This is a genomic window from Nocardioides ungokensis (assembly GCF_013466985.1).
In the GTDB taxonomy this organism is placed as follows: Bacteria; Actinomycetota; Actinomycetes; order Propionibacteriales; family Nocardioidaceae; genus Nocardioides; species Nocardioides ungokensis.
On sequence record NZ_CP059164.1, the window covers coordinates 325,851 to 346,163 of the forward strand.

Sequence of the window (20,313 nt, forward strand, 5' to 3'; positions counted from 1 at the left end):
CCTGTGTCCTCAGACCGCTGTCGAGGCCGGGAACATCGACGCGCGCGAGCCGGTGATCCAGCCGACGACGTGGTCGCGGTCGGTCCCGGCGACCGGGACGTCGGCGACCTTCCTGCCCCGGTTGAGGATCACCATCCGGTCGGCCACCTCGTAGCAGAGCGGGAGGTCGTGGGTGACGACGATGATCGCGATGCCCTGGTCGGCCATCCGGCGGATCAACCGCTCGACGTTGCGGGTCTGCTCGTAGCCGAGCGCGGCGGTGGGCTCGTCGAGGAGCAGCACGCCCTGCGACTCGCCGTTCACCCGGATCGCGCTGCGGGCCAGGGCGACGACCTGGCGCTGGCCGCCGGACAGCATCTCGACCGGCCGGCTCATCGGGGCGGTGCGGACACCGAGGCGTTCCAGCTCGGCCTCGGAGCTCTTGCGCATCGCCTTGCGGTCGACGAAGCCGAGCCAGCCGAGCGGGCCGCGGCGCAGCTTCTCCTCGCCGAGGTTGAGGTTGATCGAGATGTCCTGGGCCTCCACCAGCGCGAGGTCCTGGTAGACCATCTGGATGCCGGCGGACGAGGCGTCGCTCGGGGCGTGGAAGGTCTTCGCCTCGCCCCGCACCCGGATCGTGCCGGCGGAGGGGCGGTGGGCCCCGGACATCACCTTGAGCAGGGTGGACTTGCCGGCGCCGTTGTCGCCGAGGAGGCCGACCACCTCGCCGGGCAGGACGTGGATGTCGACCTGGTCGAGCGCCCGGACGAAGCCGTAGTGGAGGTCGACGCCGCGCAGCTCGAGGGCCGGGGTCCCGACAGGGGTCGTCGTCATCTCAGACCTTCTTCTGGTGGACGGAGAGGTTGGCTGTGGCCATCAGCCGCTTGGAGACGCTGGCCTGGATGACCCGCTCGAAGAGCAGCGAGCCCAGCAGCAGCGCGCCGGTCACGACGGTGGCCCAGTAGGGCTGGATGCCGCGGATGGTCAGGCCGTTGGAGATGGTGGCCAGGATCAGCGCTCCGACCAGGACGCGGGGCAGGCTGCCCCGCCCGCCGGTCAGCGCGACGCCGGCCAGCGCCACCGCGGTCAGCGCGGTGAAGATGATCGACGGGCTGGCGGCCGGGTTGGCCTCGGTGACGACGGCGGTGGTGACCAGGCCGCCGAGTGCGGCGAGCAGGCCCGAGATCACGAAGCCGAGCACCGTGTAGCGGCTGCTGTGGATGCCAGCCCGGCGTACGGCCTCGGCGTTGCCGCCGACGGCCATCAGCCGGATCCCGTCACGGGTGCGGGTCAGGAAGACCGTGCCGACGAGGTAGACGACGGCGACGACGTAGACGGGCGCCGGCACGTTGAAGTAGCGGTGCGTGCCCATGAACTCCAGCTGGGTCAGGCCGGGGAACGTGTAGCCCCCCGCCACGACCGCCGCGAGACCGGACAGCACCGAGAGCGTGCCGATGGTGATGATGATCGGGTTGAAGCCGCGCAGGGCGATGAACCCGTTGACCAGGCCCACGACGACCCCACACCATGCCCGCGGCGAGGCCCTCCCAGGTGCTCGCCCCGTGGGTGAGCAGCCAGCCGCAGACGCAGCTGGCGAAGGCCGCCGTGCCCGGGAGCGAGAGGTCCAGCACGCCGGTCATCACGCCGATGCCGACCCCGGCCGCGAAGAGGGCGGTGAGCGCCCCGGCATTCGCGACCAGGATGGCGTTGTCGGTGGTGAAGAAGTACGGCGAGCACCAGAACGCGAAGAACGCGATCAGGAGTCCCCACAGGATGAAGATCCCGCGGTCGCGGACGAAGACCAGCGCGGTGATGGTGCGCGGCATCTCGTGCCCGGTGGGGACGGTGGTCGCCTCGGGGCCGGTCTCGGCACCGGTCGCGGCACCGGTGTCGGGGGCGGCCGCGGCGGCCTGATCGGGAGTGGTGGCGGGGGTCGTCATGGTCACGATCAGCTCCCGGCCTTGATGACCTTCTGCGGCACGGTGAGCTGCTGGCCGTCCTTGGTCGGGTCGGCCATCATCGCGGTCAGCGTGTCGAAGGACTGCGTCATGTCCTCGGCGAACTGCAGCGCCACGACGGCGTAGATCTTCCCGTCCTTGACGGCCTGGAGGACCTCGTCGTTGCCGCCGGTCTCGGTCACGCAGGGCAGGTCCTTGCCCGCCGAGGCGAAGGCGCCGATCGCGCCGAGCGCGCCCTCGTCGTTCTGGCCGAACACGGCCTTGATGTCGGGGTGGCCCTGCAGTGCGTTGCCCACGTCGGTCTGCGCCTTGGCCCGCTCGGTCACCGTGGTGGTGGCCACGATGCTGGCGCCTGGGGCCGTTGCGGCGAGGGCCTTCTTCACCGCACCCTCGTACTGGTCCTTGCCGGCGGTGCCGGGCGAGGACTCCTCGAAGAGCACCTGGGCGTTGCCGTCGAGCTTGTCGTTGATGCAGTTGCCGAGCTCCTCGCCGGCTGCCTGTCCCTGGGCCTCGTAGTCGATCTGGTCGAAGGTGATGCCGGGCTGCATGCCGGACAGGCCGTAGTCCGCGGGCACGCCGTTGAGCAGCAGCGCGACCTTCTTCTGCTGGGCGGTCTTGACCAGGGCCGACAGCGCCGACGGCTGAACGGCGATGACCCACGCGCCGCCGACCTTGCCGGACTCGATGACGCTCTGCAGGTCGGTGGACTGCTTCTGCGGGTCGAGGGCCGGGTCCTGAACGGTGACCGTGTAGCCCTTGCTCTGGCCGTAGCCCTGGACGCCCTTGGAGAGGTCCTGCATGGCCGGGATCTGCAGGCCCAGGGGTGAGAAGGCGATGCTCTTGGACGAGGAGCCGGAGCCGGAGCTCGGGTCGGCGCCGGCGGCGGGCTGCGTGTTGCCGCCGCAGGCGGCGAGGAGCATGAGGCTCCCGGCGGCCACGGCGGCCAGCGCCGTCTTCCGCTTCGGGGTGGTCAGGGACGTCATGGTCACTCCTGGAGCTCGGTGGCGAACCGGACTGGCCGCCTGTGTGGTCCGTCACAGGAAACCCCCGGTCCCGGCACTCCGGAACCCCGATCGGAGTGATGCCAACCATCGACGTCCGCTCTTTCCCCCGGGGTCGCGCGGCGACCTAGCGTGATGGCGCCACCACTGAGACACCACCTTCGAGGAGAACCCATGGCCTACGTCGTCAGCGCCACCTGGACCGCACAACCCGGCAAGGAGGACGTCGTCCTGGACGCGATCGAGAAGCTGACCCCACCCTCGCGGATGGAGCCGGGCAACCGCTTCTACCAGGCCTACCAGGACCCGGCCGAGCCGACCGTCTTCCGCCTCTTCGAGGTCTACGACGACGAGACGGCGTACGCCGCGCACGGTGCGTCCGAGCACTTCGGCGAGTATGCGCTCGGGCAGGCCATCCCCGTGCTGGCCAGCCGCGAGCGCGCCTTCTTCGAGACGATCGGCTGAGCTGGGATGAGACTGGCCGCGTTCCGCCGACTCGGCGAGCCGGACCCGACCAGGCACGTGGGACTCGTGCTGGGCGACGGGGCCGGCTGGTCGATCCACCCCTTCGCGGACGGCACCGAGCTCGTCGCCCTGCTCGCCGCGGACCGCGACGAGCGGGAGGCCGCTGCGGACGTGGCCGCTCAGGGTGACGGCCTGCACCCCGACGAGGTGGTCCTCCTGCCGCCGGTCTACCCGGTCGCGATGCGGGACTTCCTCACCTTCGAGGCCCACGTGGAGGGGATGGAGCGTGGCCAGGGCAACGCCGGGACGCCGGAGGAGTGGTACGACGCCCCGGTCTTCCTGTTCATGGCACCCCATGCGGTGACCGGGCCCCACGACGACGTCGCGATGCCGCCGGACACCGAGCGCCTCGACTTCGAGCTGGAGATCGCGGCGATCGTGTGCCGCGACGTGCGCAACGTGACGCCGACCCAGGCCCGGGAGGCCATCGGCGGCTACTGCGTGATGAACGACTGGTCGGCCAGGGACGTGCAGGGCAAGGAGATGCGGCTCAAGCTCGGTCCCTCCAAGGGCAAGGACTTCGCCACCACCATCGGCCCCTGGGTCGTCACCCCCGACGAGCTCGAGGACTGCCGCGACGACGACGGCTTCCTCGACCTCGAGATGGCGGTGCGGGTCAACGGAGTCGAGCTCGGCGCCGACCGGTCGGGCCACATGGGCTGGTCCTTCGAGCAGCTGGTCTCGCACGCCTCCCGCGCGTCGTGGGTCAAGGCCGGCGAGGTGCTCGCCTCCGGCACCTGCGCCTCCGGGGCGCTGGCCGAGTCGTGGGGACGCACCGGAGCGCTGACGCCCCCGCCGCTGCAGGTCGGGGACGTGGTCGAGATGGCCATCGAGCGGCTCGGCTCGATCCGCAACACCGTCGTCGCTGCGACCGAGGACGTGCCCGCGAGCGTCCCCGCCCGTCGGCGGGTGCGGCCGGACGTCACGGCGGTGTCGGCATGACCGAGGTCGTCACCCGCAACCCCGCGACCGGCCGGGAGCTGCGCCGGTACGCCGGCCACGACGACGCCGCGGTCGAGTCCGCGCTCGCGTCGACGTACGCCGCCTCGGAGGCCTGGCGGACCACCGCGCTCGAGGAGCGGCTGACCCTGCTGCGCGGCGTGGGCAAGCTGCTCACCGAGCGTCGCGAGGAGTACGCCGCGCTGATCACCGCCGAGATGGGCAAGCCGGTCACCGAGGCGCTCGCCGAGGTCGACAAGTGCGCCTGGAACTGCGCCGTCGTCGGCGAGCTCGCCCCCGGCTGGCTGGCCGACCACGAGGTGCTCTCGGGCGCCTCCCGCTCGTGGCTGTCCTACGAGCCGCTGGGCGTCGTGTTCGCGGTGATGCCGTGGAACTTCCCGTTCTGGCAGGTGCTCCGCTTCGCGTGCGCGGCGCTGGCCGCCGGCAACGCGGCGCTGCTCAAGCACAGCCCCGACGTGACCGGCTGCGCCCTGGCGATCGAGGACCTCTTCGCCGACGCCGGTGCCCCCTCCGGCTTGTTCCGCGCGCTGGTCGTCGCGCCGCACGAGGTCGCCGCGGTGAGCGCGCGGGTCGTGGCCGACCCCCGGGTCGCCGCGGTCACCCTCACCGGCAGCGAGCGGGCCGGCGCCGCGGTCGCGGCCGCGGCCGGCGCCGCGGTCAAGAAGAGCGTCCTCGAGCTGGGCGGCTCCGACCCCTTCGTCGTGCTCGCCGACGCCGACCTGACGGCAGCTGCGGCAGCCGCCGCACGCTCCCGCTTCGGCAACGCCGGACAGAGCCGTGTGTCGGCCAAGCGCTTCATCGTGCACGACGCCGTCGCCGAGGAGTTCCTCTCGCTGCTGGTCGGGCAGGTCGCGATGCTGCGGCTCGGCGACCCCGCCGACCCGGCCACCACGATGGGGCCGATGGCCCGCCCTGACCTCCGCGCCGCCCTGCTCGCGCAGGTCGAACGCAGCGTCGCCGAGGGAGCAACCCTGGTCACCGGTGGGCGTGCCGTCGACGCGCCGGGCTGCTACGTCGAGCCGACCGTGCTCGACCACGTGCTGCCCGGGATGGCTGCCTTCGCCGAGGAGACCTTCGGCCCGGTCGCCGCCGTCGTCCGTGCCCGCGACGACGACCACGCCGTCGAGCTCGCCAACGACACCGACTTCGGGCTCGGCGCGTCGGTGTGGGGCCAGGCCGAGCACGCGCTGGCCGTGGGCCGGCGGATCCGCTCCGGGGCGCTCTTCGTCAACACCCCGGTCGCCTCCGACCCGCGGCTGCCCTTCGGCGGCACCGGCCGCAGCGGCTACGGCCGCGAGCTGTCAGCCGAGGGCGTCCGGGAGTTCACCAACGTCCGGACGGTGGTGGTCGCATGACCGGCACGCTCGACCACGTCGGCCTGGCCGTGGGCGACCTCGAAGCCATGCGGCAGTGGTACTGCGCCCAGCTCGGCCTGACGGTGGAGCTCGAGTTCGCCCTCGACCACGTCGACTTCCGCGGCACGATGCTGCGCCACCCCGACGGGTGGGCGATCGAGCTGCTGCACCGGACGGGCAGTGCCGCCGGGCCCCAGGCCGCGAACCCCGTCGACGCCGCCCTCACCCGCGGCTTCGGTCACCTGGCGCTGGACGTGCCCGACGTCGACGCGGCGTACACCGCCCTGGTCGTCGCGGGCGCCACCGACCGGATGTCGCCGCGGCCCTCACCCGAGCCCGGGGTGCGGATGGCCTACGTGGCCGACCCGGAGGGCAACCTGGTCGAGCTGCTCGACCGCACGTCCGCGGGAGCGGCACGATGACCGGGCGCCTCACCGGCAAGATCGCGCTGATCACCGGCGTCGCCGGCGGCATGGGGGTGACCGCGGCGCGGATGTTCGCGGCCGAGGGCGCCCGTGTCGTGGGCTGCGACCTCGACAAGGACGGCGCTGCCCGCACCCAGGAGCTGGTCCGCGCCGAGGGCGGCGAGATCACCGTGATGGGTGGGGTCGACCTCGGGGACGCGGCCGCCGCGCGCGAGTGGGTCGACACCGCGGTGGCGACGTACGACGGCATCGACGTGCTCTACAACAACGCCTCGACCCAGCGCTTCGGCGCGATCGACGAGCTCACCGTCGAGGAGTGGGACTTCACGATGCGCAACGAGCTCTCGCTCGTCTACTACACGGTGCGCGCCGCCTGGCCGCACCTCAAGGCGTACGGCGGCGGCTCGATCGTCAACGTCGGCTCCATCGCGGCGCTGCGCGGCGTGGAGTTCATGTCGCAGAACGCCCATGCCAGCGCCAAGGCCGGCGTCATCGCCCTGACCCAGCAGCTGGTGGTCGAGGGCGGGCCGCACGGGATCCGCGCCAACGTGATCAGCCCGGGCATGACCGAGACCCCCAACACCGCACCACTGCTGGCCGACCCGTCGGAACGCTTCCCCGGGGTCGTCCTCGACCGCATCCCCCTGGGACGGCACGGCCGTCCCGAGGACGTGGTCAACGCCGCGATCTTCCTGGCCTCCGACGAGTCCTCGTGGATCAGCGGCACCAACATCGTCGTCGACGGGGGCGGCTCGGTCCTCGGCTGAGCACCCCGCCACAAGAGAAGGAACAGCAACCATGAGTCACCTCAACGAGCACGGCATCACCCACCTGCGGCACGTCGACCTCGCCGTGCCCGACTTCGAGACGCAGCGCACCTTCTACAAGGACACGTGGGGCCTCACCGAGGTCGGCAAGGACGGCGACCTGTCGTACTTCGCCGCCGAGGGCTCCCCGGAGCAGTACGTGGTCCGCCTCCGCGGCACGGACGACAAGCGCCTCGACCTGATCTCCTTCGGTGCCGAGAGCCCGCAGGCCGTGGACGCGCTCGCGCAGAAGCTCGGCACCGGAGGAGTCCAGCTCGTCAGCGAGCCCGGCGTGCTGCAGACCGCCGGCGGTGGGTACGGCTTCCGGTTCTTCGACGTGGACGGCCGGACCGTCGAGATCTCGGCCGACGTGGAGACGCGTCAGCACCGGGCGATCGAGGAGGGAGAGGCCATCCCGGTCCGTATCTCGCACGCGGTGATGAACAGCCAGGACCCCAACCGGACCAGGGACTTCTACGCAGGGGTGCTCGGCTTCAAGCTCTCCGACACGCTCTGGAGCGAGCACATGGGCGAGATGATGCACTTCATGCGGTGCAACGACTGGCACCACAGCTTCGCCATCGCGAAGGGTCCGTTCACCTCCGTGCACCACGTGTCGTTCGAGATGCGCGGCCTCGACGAGTACATGCGCGGCACCGGTCGGGTGATGCGTGCCGGGATCAAGAAGATCTGGGGCCCGGGTCGTCACAACGCCGGCAACAACACGTTCACCTACTTCCTCGACCCGAGCGGCAACACGATGGAGTACACCACCGAGCTCGCGAAGATCGAGACCGACGAGTGGCACCCCTCGCTCTACGACATCGCGGACCCGATGACGCAGGACATCTGGGGCACGGCCGACCCGATGTCCGAGATCATCGCCCGGGACTCGTTCAACGAACCCCCGACAAGGGCGTCTTCGTCGCCCCGCCGGTCTGAGCCATGAGGCTCGACAACAGGGTCGTCGTCGTCACCGGCGCCGCCCGCGGGCAGGGTGCGGCGGAGGTGGAGGCGCTGGCTCGGGAGGGCGCGACGGTGCTCGCGACCGACGTCCTCGACGAGGAGGGGCAGGTCCTGGCGGAGAAGCTCACCGCCGACGGGCTGGCCGTCGACTACCGGCACCTCGACGTCCGCAGCCCGGAGGAGTGGGCCGCGCTGGCGGCCCGGATCGACTCGGTGCACGGGCGGGTGGACGCGCTGGTCAACAACGCCGGCGTCGCCGCCCGCGAGCGGCTGCCCCACGTCTCGCTGGACGCCTGGCAGCGCACCTTCGACATCAACGTCACCGGGCCGATGCTCGGCATCCAGGCGTTGGTGCCACTGATGCGGCCGGGCTCCTCGATCGTCAACATCTGCTCGGTCGCCGCGATGGCCGGCCACGCGGCCGTGGCGTACACCTCGAGCAAGTGGGCGCTGCGTGGCCTGACCCGCACGGCGTCGCTGGAGCTCGGGGAGCGCGGCATCCGCGTCAACGCGGTGATGCCCGGCCTCGTCGACACCCCGCTGATGGCCTCGGCCTCACCGGCGTTCACCGAGGCCGCGCTCGCCGAGATCCCGCTCGGCCGGTGGGCGTGCCCGCCGACATCGCGCCGACGATCGTCTTCCTGGTCTCCGACGACGCGGCCTACTACAACGGCGCCGAGATCGTCATCGACGGCGGCCTGACCGCACACGTGTCCCACAAGGGCATCGCCGACGCGACGCGGCCGTCATGAGGCTGGCGACATGAGGCTGGCGACCGTCAGCCACGAGGGACGCGCGTACGCCGCGGTGGTGGCCGCCGGGCTCGTGCACGAGGTGCCCGGCCACTCCGTCGGGGACATGGTCGCGCTCGGCCTCGGCCGGGCGCTCGAGCTCGGCGCGGCGGCGCTCGCCGGGCCCGGCGTACCCCTGGCCGCGGTGTCCCTCGAGCTGCCCTACAAGCCGCCGAGCATCCGGGACTTCGTGACCTTCGAGAGCCACGTCGAGGGGGTGCGCCGGAGCATCGACCACGCGGTCGGCGTCCCGGAGGCGTGGTACGACGCGCCCACGTTCTACTTCACCAACCCCCACGCCCTCTACGGCCCTGGCGCGCCCATCCCGCGACCGGCAACCTGCCGCGCCCTCGACTTCGAGCTGGAGGTCGGCGTGGTGCTCGGCCGCGGCGGCTCGTCGCTCACCGAGGAGGAGGCCCGCGCGGCGATCTTCGGCTACACGATCGTCAACGACTGGTCGGCCCGTGACCTCCAGTCCCGCGAGATGCAGGTGGGCCTCGGACCGGCCAAGGGCAAGGACTTCGCCACCTCGATCGGCCCCTGGATCGTCACCGCGGACGAGGTCGAGGAACGCCACGACGCCGACGGCTTCCTCGACCTCGACTGCCGTGTCTCGGTCAACGGCACCGTCATCGGGCACGACCGGCTGGCGCACATGCACTGGACCTTTCCCCAGATGATCGCCCACGCGTCCCGCGACTCCGTCGTGCTCGCCGGCGACCTCCTCGCCTCCGGCACCACCGGCGGGGGTGGCTGCCTCGCCGAGCTCTGGGGCCGCAACGGCACCCGGACCCCGCCGCCCCTCGAGCCCGGCGACGAGGTCACGATGGAGGTCGAGGCGATCGGGGTTCTGGGTGGTCGGGTGCGCGCTCCGCGAGCTGCTTGAGGTTGAGCAGCTGGCGTCGCGCCATCACCAGGTCGCCGATGCAGATGGCCGGAGCCGCGAGGCGGTTGGTCGACATCGAGACCTTGAGGAGGAGCCTCGTCGTGGTGTCGTGGGAATCAGGACGTAGGACATGAACGCGCCCATGATCGTCGCCGTCAGGTGGCGTCCGCGGTCGACCGACACGATCCGTCCCAGCGGTCGGGAGCCGGAGGAGGTGAACGCCTCACCGACCCGCGGCTCGGGAAGGTCCACGAGCTGCCGGGGCGACCGGCGCCCGCGGTTGTCGATCCAGTCGTAGGAGTACGGCGCCACCCTGACCTGGGTGACCCACGACCACACCACCGCGGGAGTGGCATGCACCGTGACGCCTCTCCACGCCTGCAGGTTCGCAGCGGCGACGAAGTCGTCGCACGGGTAGTGCAGCGTGGTCTCGTGATCGGTGACGCCCCACCTGTCCCCCAGCATGCCGCTCATCATCTCTCCGGTCCTCGAGAGTGCGGGGCTGCGGGGGACGGAGGTGGCGTCATGACAGCGACGGGTCCCCGGTCGGCTGGGCCAGGGGCTGAGGCCGCAGGCCTGGGCGAAGCCGTCGGACTCGATGCCGAGCGCGACGTTGGCCCGTGTGGTGAGGTTGGCGAACCCGATGATGGCCGTCAGCTCGACCAGGCCCGGTGCGCCCAGCTGCTCGAGCAGCCGCGTCGACATCTCGTCGGTGACCGTCGGTGGGGTCTGGGTCATCGCCTCGGCGTACGCCAGCACGTCGCGCTCGAGCGCCGTGAAGGCGTCGGACGCGCGCCACCGCGGCACCTCTCGAGCCTTCTCGAGGTCGAGATGTTCGTTGTGGGCCTGGAAGTAGTTGTAGTCCAGGCACCAGCTGCAGCCCACCATCGAGGCGACCGCCATGTGTGCGAACGACTTCAGCTGCTCGTCGCAGGCGTCCCACTTCTGCACCTTGCCGCCCAGGCCGAAGGTCGTCATCAGCACCTTGGGGTTGTGCCAGTACACCCCGACCGCGGTCGGGACCTTGCCGAGCGTCTTGATGGCCATCCGCTTCGTCAGTGCGCCCTTGACGCCGGTGATCTCCGCCGCGGGCACCCGGGTCGTGCTGGTCATGTCTCCTCCATCGTGATCGACGTGTGGGATCGGTTTCCCCATGGAGACACCGGCCGGCGCCCTGTTGTGACACGGGGGCCGCCAGCCGCTCGGTGGCTGCGTCTCAGGCCGAGCGCTCGACGCGCGCGAGCCATTCGGTGACGAGCGCGCGCAGGAGGTCCGGCTGCTCGTGCGGCAGGGCGTGCCCGGCGTCATCGACCACCGCGAGCGAGGCGTGCGGGTAGTGGTCGAGGAGGTCGGCGGCGGCTGCGTACCCGACCGTCGAGTCCAGCCTGCCCGCCACGACCAGTGTCGGACCCGCGTACGCCGGTCCGTCAGCGGGCGCGAGCTCCCACCTCCCACCGATTCGCTCGAGCGCCTCCTGGTCGGCGAGCCTGGCGGCAGGGGCGACGTGGCGCTCGTACCGCTCGAGCATCTCCGGGCTCTGGACCACGAAGTAGCTCCGGAACCGGTCGTCGCCGATCTCGCCGGACCCGGCGACGACGCGGTGCTGCGGGACGTCACGCACGCCCGGCAGCAGCGGACAGATCAGCGCGAGGCCAGCGACCTGCCGCGACATCCTCGCGGCCATCGCCTGCGCGTAGTAGGCGCCGGCGGAGTGGCCGATGAGGAGGTAGGGAGTGCCGTCGGTGACCTCCGCGGCGAAGTCGCGGAGCGTGGCGAGGACGTCCTCGGCGCTGCGCAGCCGCTGGGGAGCCGCCGTCCGGCCCATGCCGGGCAGGTCGGGATAGATCCGCCGGAACCCCGGCACGCCGCTGAAGACGGGCTCGAAGCATGCCTCGGGCTCGCGGTGGTCGACGCCGGCACCGTGCAGCACCAGCACCGGTCGGCCGGCTCCGTGCTCCACGTGGTGGATCGCGATCGGGCCGGCTGGAGTCTCCACTTCGGCAACCGACCACGCGGTGCCGCTCAGGCCTCGGCGACCGGGCGTCCGACCACCATCGACTCGAGGATGTCCGGGGCGAAGGTCGCGGCGGTCTGCACGTCGAGCCGGGCCCCGAGCCCGTCGAGGGCCCGGGTGAAGAAGGACCGGGCGGCCGCCGCGAAGACGACGTCCGCGACGTCGGCGTCGGTCAGCCCGACCTCGTGCAGCGCGTCGACGTGGCTCTGCTCGACCGACGACGCGTCCCGGGCCACCCGCGCGGCGAACTCGTAGACCGCGCGGTCCTGCTCGTCGAGGCCCGCGCCGCTCGGGTCCCGCGCGATCGCGGTCATGGCGGCCTCGTCGTGGCACTCGTCGCGCAGGAACTTCGAGTGCGCGGCGGTGCAGTACGTCGAGTGCAGCGCCCGAGCAGCCGCGATGGTGGCGATCTCGAAGCGGCGGCGGTCCATCCCGTCACGCACCGTCTTGTTCAGGTTGGCCCAGGCCTTCGCCACGTCCGGTCGGGTCGAGAAGACCTCGGCGAAGTTCGGCAGGAAGCCCCAGGCCGCTCGCTGCTGCCCGTAGAACTCGGCGAGGGCGCCCTCGGCGGCCTCTTCCGGGGTGGTGTCGATGAACATGCCTCCATCTTGACCCCCGGCGCGCGGGCGCGCGAGGGTCAGCGCGCTCGGGCGGTGACGTCCACGGCGATGGTCTGGTCGCCGCGCTGCCACAGGTGCGACCCGTCGAGCGCGTAGTCGAGGTGTACGCCGTCGACCCGGGCCCTGCCCGCCTGTCGGGGCGACAGGGTCAGCACGAGGACGTCGCCCGAGTCCGCGGCGTACCTGAAGCGGGTGGGCTCGTCGAGCGGCACGACGTCCGGGCAGTACCGGTGGAGATCGCCGTGCACGTACCCGATCAGGGTGCCGCCTCCCCGACAGATGGAGAAGGACGCGGTGGCGCGCGCCGTGTTGGTGACGAAGTGTGCCCGGACGTTGTGGATCGTCACGACCGCTTCGTCCTTCGGGTCCACGGGCGGAAGGACCACGCCGGCGTGCAGCGCAGCCTCGGCCACCGGGACCGGGTCGGCGACGAAGGCATCGCCTGCGTCGTCGAAGAGGGCCGGATGCGTCCACCAACGTGCTGCGAGCCCGGCCCCGACGACGAGCAGCACGCCGGCGACCGCGAGCGCCGAACCGGCACCGGGGTGGCGCCGGGGTGCGGCGCCGCGCGGAGGCGACGCGGGAGGCGCGGCAGTCGGCCGAGCCGGCGGTGTCGTGGACATGCGCGGAGTATTCACGCGGGACGTCGCCTGCGTGCGGGAACGCGGTGAAACTTTCCCTTCCCGACCCTGACGTGCCGGACCGCGACGACCGGGGGTGGCTCAGGGCTGCGCCCGATGTGGCGGACACCGTGCGCGGCGCACAGTGGAGGTGTCGGGGAGAAGCCCCGGACAACCGAACCGAACTGAAGTCAAGGAAGGGCAGCAACCATGAACGACATCCACCAGACCTTCGCCCAGCAGGGCCTCGTCCGGCCACGGGACGGGCGGGTGCTGGGAGGTGTGTGCGCCGGCCTCGGGCGCCGGTTCGGACTCGCTCCGTGGACCGCGCGGCTCCTCTTCGTGCTGCTGCTCATGGTCATCCCGGGCAGCCAGATCCTCGCCTACCCGATCCTGTGGATCCTGATGCCGTCGGAGGAGACGGTCGGGGTGCGGCCGTCGCCCGTCCCGCCGACGCCCGCAACCTGAACCAGGGCGGGTGCACCTAGCGGATTCGGTACTGGTCGACCAGGTCGCGGGCCGTCTCGAGCAGGTCATCGGGGACCGGCACGGGAGTCGCGGGACGGCCCGCGACGTAGGCGTCGACGACGGCCGCCTCCACGGTGTCGACGTCGAGGCCCGGGACCTCGCGGGACAGCGAGCCCACGGAGCCCTCGTCGAACTCCTGCCCGAGGCAGCGGTAGACCTCCGCGAGCACCGGCCGGAGCCGGCCCTCGTCCCCCACCACCACGAGTGAGCTGAAGAGCCACGCGCCGGGGACCATCCGCTGGGAGGTGCCGACGAGCTTCTCCACGCCGCGTGCGTTCACGCTGTGGGCGCCCGGACAGTACTCACCCGGTACGGCGCCCAGGCGGGCGTCGACGCCGAACCCCCGGAACAGGTCCACGAACATCTCGCCGAACGTCTCGAAGCGGGCATCCTGCCCACCGGTCGCGCCGGGCTCGTGCCGCACGTGGTCGACCACCAGGGCGTCGGAGGTGTAGGCCACCGCCCTGCCTCCCGTCGCCCGCACCGCCGGCTCGAAGCCGGCGGCCCGGGCCGCGGCGACCGCCGAGGGGAAGCCGGGGAGCCGGGTGTCACGGCGGCCGAAGACGACCACGGGCGAGGCCGGCCGGTAGACCCGCAACGACTCCTCGACCGGCCCGGAGCCCGCGTCCATCACCAGGGCGCGGGCCAGGGCGAGCTCGAGCGCCGGCTCGCTGTCGACCAGAGCACCGCGCAGGAACCGCATGCGCCCATCATCGGGCACCTCCCAAGCAGGCTCCCGACAGCACGCGGGGCTCGGGGAATTCGCCGTCGCGCGGGCGGGTGCCTCAGGCTTGGACCATGACTTCGGCGGACGGCACCCAGGACGACCCGCGGGTGGACGAGCTCGGCGAGCGGCTCGCCGCCTGGCTCGAGGACCTCGACCTCGCCACGCACCTGGCCGAGGCGGGCCTGCCCACCTTCGAGCGCGACGAGCAGGGCCGGGCCGTCTGGAGCGAGCCGGACGCGGGTGGTCCGCTGGCCCCCGACCGGCTCGCGGAGCTCGACCGGCTGCTGCACAGCGAGGGCTCGGACCCGCAGCACGCCGTGCCCGTGCCGCTGGTGCTGATCGCCCGGCAGGCGCGCGTGCGCGGTGAGCTGCTCGCCGGCCGGTGGTTCACCTACGAGACCCTCGCCGAGGTCCGCGGCACATCGCTCGAGGCAACCCGGTTCGCGGTCCACAAGGCCGGCCAGACCCACCGGCTGCTGGTGGTGCCGGCGGACGAGCGCGCGATCGTGCCCGCCTTCCAGCTCACCCCCGAGGGCCAGCCGAGGCCCGAGCTCGCTGCGGTGCTCGAGCCGCTGCTCGCGGCCCGGATGGACCCCTGGCGCGCCTGGGTGTGGCTCACGCAGCCGGCCGCGCTCCTCGGCGGACTGGTGCCGGAGCAGGCCGCGGCGGACCCGGAGACCGCGGACGTCGTGGCCCTCGCCGCCTCGCGCCTGGCCGAGCGGGTCGCCGCCCGGCCCTGACGGTCCCTCAGGCCGACGCGGGGGCGGGCCGGGTGGCCTGCGCCTGCACGTACGCGGCGTACACGCCCGCGCTCGGCTTGGGCGTGCGCGCGAACGTCTCCCGGTCGACCCCGTGCAGCCCGTAGTGGAAGTCGTAGCCGAAGATCCACTCGAAGTTGTCCAGCAGCGTCCAGTGGCAGTAGCCCAGCACCGGCACCCCCTCGGCCATCACGTCGTGCAGTCCGTCGAGGGCGGGCTCGATGAAGGCGGCCCGGAGGGTGTCGTCGTCGCTGGCCATCCCGTGCTCGGTCACCAGCACCGGGACACCGGCGACCTCGTAGGCATAGCGGACCGCACCGGCCAGGGACAGCGGCTCGATCTCCGTGCCCATCTGGTTGAGCGCGGCGCCGGGCGGGGGCGGTACGGCGCCGGACGCGTCGTACGGCACCCGCTCGTAGTTCTGCACGCCCACGAAGTCGTCGTCGCGGGCCAGCTCCAGCCAGCGCTGGTAGACCTCGGCGCGCTTGCGGTCGCGGACCGAAGGGTCGTCGCCCACGACGACGTCGTCGACGACCGCGATCGAGAGGCCGACCGGGAGATCGGGGCGGCGGGCCTTGATGGCGGCGCGCGCCGCGACGTGGCCGGCGGTCATGCCGTCGGCGATCGCGTCCATCTCCTCGGGGAGCATGACGTTCGAGAGCCGGTAGCGAGGTACGCCGGCGGCCTCGCTCGCTGCCGCGAGGGTGGCCCGCTCGAGGTCGCGGACGAAGTCCGGCAGCTGGAGCCAGGTGAGCAGCCGGGCCAGGTTGGGCTCGTTCATCGTGATGGCGACGGCGATCCGGTCGCCGAAGCGTGACATCACCAGGTCGCAGTAGCGGGCGAACAGCGCGGGCGCCTCGGGGTCGAGCCAGCCGCCGCGCAGGGCGAACCAGTGCGGCGAGGTGAAGTGGTTGAACGTCACGACCGGCGCCAGACCCCGGGCGAGGCACTCGTCGACGACCGCCTCGTAGTGGTCCAGCACCTCGTCGGACACGGTGCCCTCGACCGGCTCGACCCGGGCCCACTCGACCGAGAAGCGGTAGGCGTCCAGGCCCAGCCCCGCCGCGAGCTCGATGTCCTCGCGCCACAGCTCCCAGCTGTTGCACGCCTTGAGCGACGGCTCCTTGAACACGGTGGGGGAGACGTGCTCGGCGTACCAGGTGTCGCTGTCGACGTTGTCGCCCTCGGTCTGGTGGCCCGAGCCGGCCACACCCCACAGGAAGGTGCTCGGGAAGGTTCGCTGGGTCATGCGTGGCTCCTCGTCGTGCTCGGCTCCCGGTCGCGGCGGGCTTCGTCGACCAGCAAAGTCGAGTTCCCGCCGGGGCGGAACACGGCGTCGGCGATACCTCGCATCAGCGGGCGCAGGCGCCCGATCCGGCCGGGGGTCAGCGAGGGATCGATCGGCCGGCGGCGGCCATCAGCCGCTCGGTGTCGGTGGCGTCCGCGGGCGGCTCCGCCGGGGGCTTGATCAGGCCGAGCTCCACCGCGTGGTCGGTGCACGTGGTCGCGACGACGCCCTTCATCGCGGGGATCGTCTCGGCCGGGAACTCGATCGCGCGGCCCAGGCTCGCCGAGAGGTCCCAGGCGTGTGCGGCAGCGTCGATGATCGCGAAGTCGAGCACCACCGCTCCGGGCAGTACGCCGAACGGGGTCTCGTGCTGCGCGTCGACCACGCCGTCGCCGCGCCACAGCTCCACGACCCGGGCGGTGACGTCGGCGGCGATCGGTGCCAGGTCGCCGTCGTACGCGACCGCGGCCATCGCCTCCTCCTGCGTCATCAGCTGCCGGCCGGTGACGGTGCCCGCCCAGAACAGCTGGTTCTTCAGGGCATGGCTGGCCAGGCGGCGCACGGTCCAGGGCGGGCAGTTGGTGACGCCGGTCATCTCCGCCTCGTCGAGGCCCTGGATCACCCGGTCGAGCTGGTCCTCGGCGTGCTCCAGGAGCATCAGGTCGTCCATCGGCACCTCCCTGGTCGATACGTCGATTGAACCAGACACCACGCTCGCCGTGAGGGCACGTCGTCGGGGCCGCGGGGCCGACGGCGCCGATGTCAGACTGGCACGGTGAGCACGCAGGCCGGCCGCCGGAACCTGCCGCGCTCCACCACCGCTCTCGTCGGGCGCTCGCGGGTCCTCGCCGAGGTGGCCTCGCTGGTCCGCTCGCGGCAGCTGGTGACCCTGAGCGGGGTGGGAGGCGTCGGGAAGACGCGGCTCGCCCTGGCCGTCGCCGCGGAGCTCGCCGACGAGTTCCCGGACGGTGTGTGGCTGGTCGAGCTGGCACCCGTGGGCGACGCCGACGCGGTGCCCGACGCGATCGCCACCGCCCTGGGCATCACCGCGCAGGGCGGTGCCCGCGTCATCGACACGGTGGCCGAGGCACTGGCCGGACGTCGCGTGCTCGTCGTCGTGGACAACTGCGAGCACCTGCTCCCGGCGGTCGCGGAGGCGATCGGTGAGGTCCTGGCCCGCTCCGACGCGCCCCACGTGCTCGCGACGTCGCGGGAGCACCTGCGCGGGCCGGGCGAGGCCCTGGTGGACGTGCCCCCGTTGGCCGTGGACGGCGTGACCTCGGACGCGGTGACCCTGTTCGTCGAGCGGGCCCGCGGTGTGCGACCCGGCTTCGGCATCTTCGACGAGCAGACAGCGGACGCGGTGATCCGGATCTGCGCGACGCTCGACGGGCTGCCCCTGGGGATCGAGCTCGCTGCGGCCCGGATGGCGTCCATGAGCCCGGTCGAGGTGTGCGACCGGCTCGGCGACCGGCTCCGGCTGCTGACCGGGCCCGAGCTGGGGCCGGACCGCCAGGCGACCCTGCGGCACGCGGTGGGCTGGTCCTACGACCTGCTGGACGACGACGAGCGCGCGATCCTGCGCACGATGTCGGTGTTCTCGGGCGGCTTCGACCTCCACGCGCTCTGCGCCGTCGCCGGGGCGGGCGACGACGTCGAGGTGCTGCGGCTGCTGGACTCGTTGGTGCGCAAGTCCCTGGTCATCGCCCACCACGGCTCCGCACGGACCCGCTACAGCCTGTTCGAGACCATCCGGGCGTACGCCGACGAGCGGGTGGCCGAGACCGGCGGGCGCGACGCGGCCCACGACCGGCACGCGGCGTACCTCGCCGGCGAGGCCGTACGCCGGTGGGAGCTCTGGAACGGTCCCGGGTGGCGGACCCAGGTCGACTGGGTGCAGACCGAGCTGGCCAACCTGCGGTCGGCGTACCGGTGGAGCCTCGACCGCGGCCGGGTCGAGACCGCCACGGACGTAGCCGCCCACACCGCCCTGATGGGGTTCTCCGTCGAGCTGTTCGAGACCATCGGGTGGGCCGAGGCCGTGCTGCCGGCAGCGGAGCAGGCCGGGGTGCGGCGGCTCCCGCGCCTGTACGCCGCGGCGGGATACGCCTGCTTCGTGGGCCGGGCGGAGGTGGCGTCCGCGAACGCCCACCGGGCAGTCGAGCTGGAGGGCCGCCCCGGCCACGAGTCCTGCGAGCCGGGCTACGCGACCTTCATCGAGGCGCTGGGCCAGGTCTACTGCGGGCACCTGGACCGCTACGTCGAGCTGACCCGCGAGGTCGCCGGGATGCCCGGCCGAGGGCGGGCGTACGGGATCGCCGCCTACGTCGACGGCCTGCAGTCGGCCGGACGGGTCGACGAGGCGCTGCCGCTCACGGAGCCTGCCGTTGCCGCGGCGCGCGAGCTGGGCAACCCCTACTGGCTCACCTACACGCTGTGGATCGTGGGGCTGGCCTGGTCGAGGACGGATCCCCAGCGCGCCCTGCAGACCTGGGACGAGGCCGTGGCCTACCTGGACGAGCACGACGTGCGGTTCTTCGAGGGGTTCCTGGCCCGCGACGCCGCCCTGCTGCACACCTCGGACGGCCAGCTGGAGACGGCGCTGCGCCTCTTCGCGGTCTCGGTGGAGGCCTTCGTGAGGTCCGGCGCCGAGGCCCAGCTGGTCATCTCGTTGGCCAGCCTCCCGGCCCTGTTCGAGCGGCTCGACCGTCCGGGTGTCGCGCGCACCGTCCTGGGCGCCATGGCCGGGGAGGAGGCGAGCTTCCACCACGTGCCCGGCCTGGCCGACCTCGGTGGCCGGCTCGACGAGCAGCTCGGGCAGGAGGCCTCGGAGCGGTACGACGCGGCGGGCCGCGCCATGGTCGTCCGGGACACCGCGTCGTACGCCCTGCACCAGATCGAGCTGGCCCGTCGCGCCCTGGCGGCCGAGGGGCGCGCCGGCGGAGCCGCCGCGCCTGACGGCCCGCGAGCTGCAGGTCCTGCGGCTGATCGCCGACGGCGCGACCACCCGTGAGATCTCCGAGCGGTTGTTCATCTCGGCGAAGACCGCCGACAACCACATCCAGCACATCTACATCAAGCTCGGCGTGACCAACCGGGCCGCGGCCACGCGCTGGGCGTTCGACCACGAGGTCGTGGAGGCAGGGGCCGGCTGACCGCCCGCCCCGGCAGATGGGGACCCCGAATGAGGACATCTCCTCATGTGCGGAGGCCCGTCGGAGGCCGAGGATCGGGTCGAGCCGGTCACGAGGCCGGCGACACGGGGACCGGAAGGTCCCGGACAGAGGAGGACGACATGATCCTGGCAACGACGAAGGTGAAGGACCTCGACCACTTCCTCGAGGTGTTCAGCACGAAGGGCGCCGACAAGCGCGGATCGCACGGCTCGGCCGGCGCCACGGTCTACCGCGACCCGATCGAGGAGGACCGGGTCTGGGCCGTGTTCGACTGGGACGACGCCGGGTGGACGTCGTTCGCGACGGACCCGGAGACCGCCAGCATCCTGCAGGAGGCGGGTCACCTGGGCCGGCCGTCCCTGGGCCAGTACCTCGGCACGTTCGACGCCTGACGTGCCCTTGAGCCCCGGCGCCCGTCACCGGGGCTCGAGCACGACAACGGCGGTCTCGGTCGGTCGTAGCGCGGCGTAGGCGTCGAGGTTGTCGTCGATCTCGGCCCAGCGGGCCCACAACCGCGCGCGCTCCTCGCCCTCCGCCCGACGTGCGTGCACCGGTCGTGTCCCGTCGCGGGTCTGGGCGATCGCGTCCGGATGGTCCTGCAGGTTCAGCCACCAGGCCGGCTCGCCCGCGCCCCACCCGTTCATGGCCATCGTGACCAGGTTGCGGTCGTCCTCGAAGTAGCCGACGACGACCTGCCGCTGCCTCCCGGTGCGTCGGCCGGTCGTGGTGAGCCGCAGCGCTCCCCACCCGTCCGGCTTGGGCCGCCACAGACCCACCCGCCCGCCGGACACGCGCAGCAGCGCGCGGTGCCCGTGCCAGAAGAGCCGCACGAACCACCGGGGCGGCAGCCGGGCCTTCCGCCCACGCGCCTCCCCGGCACTCGTCCCAGGTTCCTCGGACACACCTCGAGCGTGACCGGCCCGGGACGGG

At 72.5% G+C, this 20,313-nt stretch carries 24 protein-coding genes and 1 pseudogene; 14 read left to right on the forward strand and 11 right to left on the reverse strand.

What is annotated here, in order from left to right; genetic code table 11:
* Nucleotides 1-9: 9 nt before the first annotated feature.
* Nucleotides 10-813 (reverse strand): ATP-binding cassette domain-containing protein, encoded by an 804-nt coding sequence (locus tag H0S67_RS01615; protein WP_180935174.1) that lies wholly within the window; start codon nucleotides 811-813, stop codon nucleotides 10-12.
* Nucleotide 814: 1 nt separating this feature from the next.
* Nucleotides 815-1,492, reverse strand: coding sequence for an ABC transporter permease (locus H0S67_RS01620; protein ID WP_180935175.1), 678 nt, complete (start codon nucleotides 1,490-1,492; stop codon nucleotides 815-817).
* Nucleotides 1,493-1,545: 53 nt separating this feature from the next.
* Here H0S67_RS01620 and H0S67_RS01625 point away from each other — a divergent pair, with 53 nt between their 5' ends.
* Nucleotides 1,546-1,893 carry a hypothetical protein gene (locus tag H0S67_RS01625; protein ID WP_180935176.1) on the forward strand — a complete coding sequence of 116 codons (348 nt, stop codon included), beginning with the start codon at nucleotides 1,546-1,548 and terminating at the stop codon, nucleotides 1,891-1,893.
* A gap of 34 nt (nucleotides 1,894-1,927) precedes the next feature.
* Here the strand turns inward: H0S67_RS01625 and H0S67_RS01630 are convergent, their stop codons facing one another.
* Nucleotides 1,928-2,920 (reverse strand): sugar ABC transporter substrate-binding protein, encoded by a 993-nt coding sequence (locus H0S67_RS01630; protein WP_180935177.1) that lies wholly within the window; start codon nucleotides 2,918-2,920, stop codon nucleotides 1,928-1,930.
* A gap of 192 nt (nucleotides 2,921-3,112) precedes the next feature.
* Here H0S67_RS01630 and H0S67_RS01635 point away from each other — a divergent pair, with 192 nt between their 5' ends.
* The 8 genes and pseudogenes from H0S67_RS01635 to H0S67_RS01670 all read left to right on the forward strand — a co-directional run bounded on the left by H0S67_RS01635 (nucleotide 3,113) and on the right by H0S67_RS01670 (nucleotide 9,652).
* A complete protein-coding gene (locus tag H0S67_RS01635; protein WP_180935178.1) occupies nucleotides 3,113-3,403 on the forward strand; it encodes a putative quinol monooxygenase in 291 nt (96 codons plus the stop codon).
* Nucleotides 3,404-3,409: 6 nt separating this feature from the next.
* Nucleotides 3,410-4,405, forward strand: a complete 996-nt coding sequence (locus H0S67_RS01640) for a fumarylacetoacetate hydrolase family protein (RefSeq protein ID WP_180935179.1) — start codon at nucleotides 3,410-3,412, stop codon at nucleotides 4,403-4,405.
* A complete protein-coding gene (locus tag H0S67_RS01645) occupies nucleotides 4,402-5,778 on the forward strand; it encodes an aldehyde dehydrogenase family protein (protein WP_180935180.1) in 1,377 nt (458 codons plus the stop codon). Before H0S67_RS01640 ends, H0S67_RS01645 begins: the two co-directional genes overlap by 4 nt.
* Nucleotides 5,775-6,200 carry a VOC family protein gene (locus H0S67_RS01650; RefSeq protein ID WP_180935181.1) on the forward strand — a complete coding sequence of 142 codons (426 nt, stop codon included), beginning with the start codon at nucleotides 5,775-5,777 and terminating at the stop codon, nucleotides 6,198-6,200. Before H0S67_RS01645 ends, H0S67_RS01650 begins: the two co-directional genes overlap by 4 nt.
* A complete protein-coding gene (locus H0S67_RS01655) occupies nucleotides 6,197-6,970 on the forward strand; it encodes an SDR family NAD(P)-dependent oxidoreductase (protein WP_180935182.1) in 774 nt (257 codons plus the stop codon). The genes H0S67_RS01650 and H0S67_RS01655 overlap by 4 nt, the downstream gene beginning before the upstream one ends.
* Nucleotides 6,971-7,001: 31 nt before the next feature.
* Nucleotides 7,002-7,958, forward strand: coding sequence for a VOC family protein (locus H0S67_RS01660; RefSeq protein ID WP_180935183.1), 957 nt, complete (start codon nucleotides 7,002-7,004; stop codon nucleotides 7,956-7,958).
* A pseudogene (locus H0S67_RS01665) lies at nucleotides 7,955-8,727 on the forward strand (SDR family NAD(P)-dependent oxidoreductase). The gene H0S67_RS01660 and the pseudogene H0S67_RS01665 overlap by 4 nt, the downstream one beginning before the upstream one ends.
* 10 nt (nucleotides 8,728-8,737) lie before the next feature.
* Nucleotides 8,738-9,652 (forward strand): fumarylacetoacetate hydrolase family protein, encoded by a 915-nt coding sequence (locus tag H0S67_RS01670; protein ID WP_180935184.1) that lies wholly within the window; start codon nucleotides 8,738-8,740, stop codon nucleotides 9,650-9,652.
* A gap of 24 nt (nucleotides 9,653-9,676) precedes the next feature.
* On the opposite strand, the gene H0S67_RS23025 is transcribed toward H0S67_RS01670, so the two are convergent.
* The 4 genes from H0S67_RS23025 to H0S67_RS01695 all read right to left on the reverse strand — a co-directional run bounded on the left by H0S67_RS23025 (nucleotide 9,677) and on the right by H0S67_RS01695 (nucleotide 12,909).
* A complete protein-coding gene (locus H0S67_RS23025) occupies nucleotides 9,677-10,765 on the reverse strand; it encodes a carboxymuconolactone decarboxylase family protein (protein ID WP_219635432.1) in 1,089 nt (362 codons plus the stop codon).
* 103 nt (nucleotides 10,766-10,868) lie between these two features.
* Nucleotides 10,869-11,648, reverse strand: coding sequence for an alpha/beta fold hydrolase (locus H0S67_RS01685; protein ID WP_219635433.1), 780 nt, complete (start codon nucleotides 11,646-11,648; stop codon nucleotides 10,869-10,871).
* A gap of 26 nt (nucleotides 11,649-11,674) precedes the next feature.
* Nucleotides 11,675-12,265, reverse strand: coding sequence for a carboxymuconolactone decarboxylase family protein (locus tag H0S67_RS01690; protein ID WP_180935185.1), 591 nt, complete (start codon nucleotides 12,263-12,265; stop codon nucleotides 11,675-11,677).
* A gap of 38 nt (nucleotides 12,266-12,303) precedes the next feature.
* The gene (locus tag H0S67_RS01695; RefSeq protein ID WP_180935186.1) at nucleotides 12,304-12,909 is read right to left on the reverse strand and encodes a hypothetical protein; all 606 of its coding nucleotides are present in this window, start codon (nucleotides 12,907-12,909) and stop codon (nucleotides 12,304-12,306) included.
* Between the two features lie 207 nt (nucleotides 12,910-13,116).
* On the opposite strand from H0S67_RS01695, the gene H0S67_RS01700 reads away from it, so the two are divergent.
* Complete coding sequence (locus tag H0S67_RS01700; RefSeq protein WP_180935187.1) at nucleotides 13,117-13,374, forward strand: PspC domain-containing protein; 258 nt, start codon at nucleotides 13,117-13,119, stop codon at nucleotides 13,372-13,374.
* A gap of 16 nt (nucleotides 13,375-13,390) precedes the next feature.
* Here H0S67_RS01700 and H0S67_RS01705 read toward each other — a convergent pair whose 3' ends face one another.
* On the reverse strand, nucleotides 13,391-14,137 hold the full coding sequence (locus tag H0S67_RS01705; RefSeq protein WP_180935188.1) for a lipoate--protein ligase family protein: 747 nt from the start codon (nucleotides 14,135-14,137) through the stop codon (nucleotides 13,391-13,393).
* A 95-nt stretch (nucleotides 14,138-14,232) separates the two neighbouring features.
* Between H0S67_RS01705 and H0S67_RS01710 the strand changes: the two genes are divergently transcribed.
* Complete coding sequence (locus tag H0S67_RS01710; protein WP_180935189.1) at nucleotides 14,233-14,901, forward strand: hypothetical protein; 669 nt, start codon at nucleotides 14,233-14,235, stop codon at nucleotides 14,899-14,901.
* A 7-nt stretch (nucleotides 14,902-14,908) separates the two neighbouring features.
* Here the strand turns inward: H0S67_RS01710 and H0S67_RS01715 are convergent, their stop codons facing one another.
* Nucleotides 14,909-16,168 carry a glycoside hydrolase family 1 protein gene (locus H0S67_RS01715; RefSeq protein WP_180935190.1) on the reverse strand — a complete coding sequence of 420 codons (1,260 nt, stop codon included), beginning with the start codon at nucleotides 16,166-16,168 and terminating at the stop codon, nucleotides 14,909-14,911.
* Nucleotides 16,169-16,304: 136 nt separating this feature from the next.
* Nucleotides 16,305-16,877 (reverse strand): TIGR03086 family metal-binding protein, encoded by a 573-nt coding sequence (locus tag H0S67_RS01720; protein WP_180935191.1) that lies wholly within the window; start codon nucleotides 16,875-16,877, stop codon nucleotides 16,305-16,307.
* Between the two features lie 105 nt (nucleotides 16,878-16,982).
* Between H0S67_RS01720 and H0S67_RS24190 the strand changes: the two genes are divergently transcribed.
* The 3 genes from H0S67_RS24190 (at nucleotide 16,983) to H0S67_RS01730 (ending at nucleotide 19,775) form a co-directional block, all read left to right on the forward strand.
* The gene (locus H0S67_RS24190; protein ID WP_246355044.1) at nucleotides 16,983-19,220 is read left to right on the forward strand and encodes an ATP-binding protein; all 2,238 of its coding nucleotides are present in this window, start codon (nucleotides 16,983-16,985) and stop codon (nucleotides 19,218-19,220) included.
* A 1-nt stretch (nucleotide 19,221) separates the two neighbouring features.
* On the forward strand, nucleotides 19,222-19,362 hold the full coding sequence (locus H0S67_RS24195) for a LuxR C-terminal-related transcriptional regulator (RefSeq protein ID WP_246355314.1): 141 nt from the start codon (nucleotides 19,222-19,224) through the stop codon (nucleotides 19,360-19,362).
* 140 nt (nucleotides 19,363-19,502) lie between these two features.
* Nucleotides 19,503-19,775: a hypothetical protein gene (locus tag H0S67_RS01730; protein ID WP_180935193.1), complete on the forward strand. Its 273-nt coding sequence runs from the start codon at nucleotides 19,503-19,505 to the stop codon at nucleotides 19,773-19,775.
* Between the two features lie 24 nt (nucleotides 19,776-19,799).
* Here H0S67_RS01730 and H0S67_RS01735 read toward each other — a convergent pair whose 3' ends face one another.
* A complete protein-coding gene (locus tag H0S67_RS01735) occupies nucleotides 19,800-20,285 on the reverse strand; it encodes a nitroreductase/quinone reductase family protein (RefSeq protein ID WP_219635435.1) in 486 nt (161 codons plus the stop codon).
* Between the last annotated feature and the right edge of the window lie 28 nt (nucleotides 20,286-20,313).

What these genes read in the sequence shown, in the direction of transcription:
- H0S67_RS01720 (WP_180935191.1), bottom strand. Translation starts at nt 16,877, where the DNA reads ATGGACGACCTGATGCTCCTGGAGCACGCCGAGGACCAGCTCGACCGG.
- H0S67_RS01695 (WP_180935186.1), bottom strand. Translation starts at nt 12,909, where the DNA reads ATGTCCACGACACCGCCGGCTCGGCCGACTGCCGCGCCTCCCGCGTCG.
- H0S67_RS01655 (WP_180935182.1), top strand. Translation starts at nt 6,197, where the DNA reads ATGACCGGGCGCCTCACCGGCAAGATCGCGCTGATCACCGGCGTCGCC.
- H0S67_RS01650 (WP_180935181.1), top strand. Translation starts at nt 5,775, where the DNA reads ATGACCGGCACGCTCGACCACGTCGGCCTGGCCGTGGGCGACCTCGAA.
- H0S67_RS01615 (WP_180935174.1), bottom strand. Translation starts at nt 813, where the DNA reads ATGACGACGACCCCTGTCGGGACCCCGGCCCTCGAGCTGCGCGGCGTC.
- H0S67_RS23025 (WP_219635432.1), bottom strand. Translation starts at nt 10,765, where the DNA reads ATGACCAGCACGACCCGGGTGCCCGCGGCGGAGATCACCGGCGTCAAG.
- H0S67_RS01645 (WP_180935180.1), top strand. Translation starts at nt 4,402, where the DNA reads ATGACCGAGGTCGTCACCCGCAACCCCGCGACCGGCCGGGAGCTGCGC.
- H0S67_RS01660 (WP_180935183.1), top strand. Translation starts at nt 7,002, where the DNA reads ATGAGTCACCTCAACGAGCACGGCATCACCCACCTGCGGCACGTCGAC.
- H0S67_RS01670 (WP_180935184.1), top strand. Translation starts at nt 8,738, where the DNA reads ATGAGGCTGGCGACCGTCAGCCACGAGGGACGCGCGTACGCCGCGGTG.
- H0S67_RS01710 (WP_180935189.1), top strand. Translation starts at nt 14,233, where the DNA reads ATGACTTCGGCGGACGGCACCCAGGACGACCCGCGGGTGGACGAGCTC.
- H0S67_RS01700 (WP_180935187.1), top strand. Translation starts at nt 13,117, where the DNA reads ATGAACGACATCCACCAGACCTTCGCCCAGCAGGGCCTCGTCCGGCCA.
- H0S67_RS01690 (WP_180935185.1), bottom strand. Translation starts at nt 12,265, where the DNA reads ATGTTCATCGACACCACCCCGGAAGAGGCCGCCGAGGGCGCCCTCGCC.
- H0S67_RS01640 (WP_180935179.1), top strand. Translation starts at nt 3,410, where the DNA reads ATGAGACTGGCCGCGTTCCGCCGACTCGGCGAGCCGGACCCGACCAGG.
- H0S67_RS01730 (WP_180935193.1), top strand. Translation starts at nt 19,503, where the DNA reads ATGATCCTGGCAACGACGAAGGTGAAGGACCTCGACCACTTCCTCGAG.
- H0S67_RS01715 (WP_180935190.1), bottom strand. Translation starts at nt 16,168, where the DNA reads ATGACCCAGCGAACCTTCCCGAGCACCTTCCTGTGGGGTGTGGCCGGC.
- H0S67_RS01635 (WP_180935178.1), top strand. Translation starts at nt 3,113, where the DNA reads ATGGCCTACGTCGTCAGCGCCACCTGGACCGCACAACCCGGCAAGGAG.
- H0S67_RS01705 (WP_180935188.1), bottom strand. Translation starts at nt 14,137, where the DNA reads ATGCGGTTCCTGCGCGGTGCTCTGGTCGACAGCGAGCCGGCGCTCGAG.
- H0S67_RS01630 (WP_180935177.1), bottom strand. Translation starts at nt 2,920, where the DNA reads ATGACGTCCCTGACCACCCCGAAGCGGAAGACGGCGCTGGCCGCCGTG.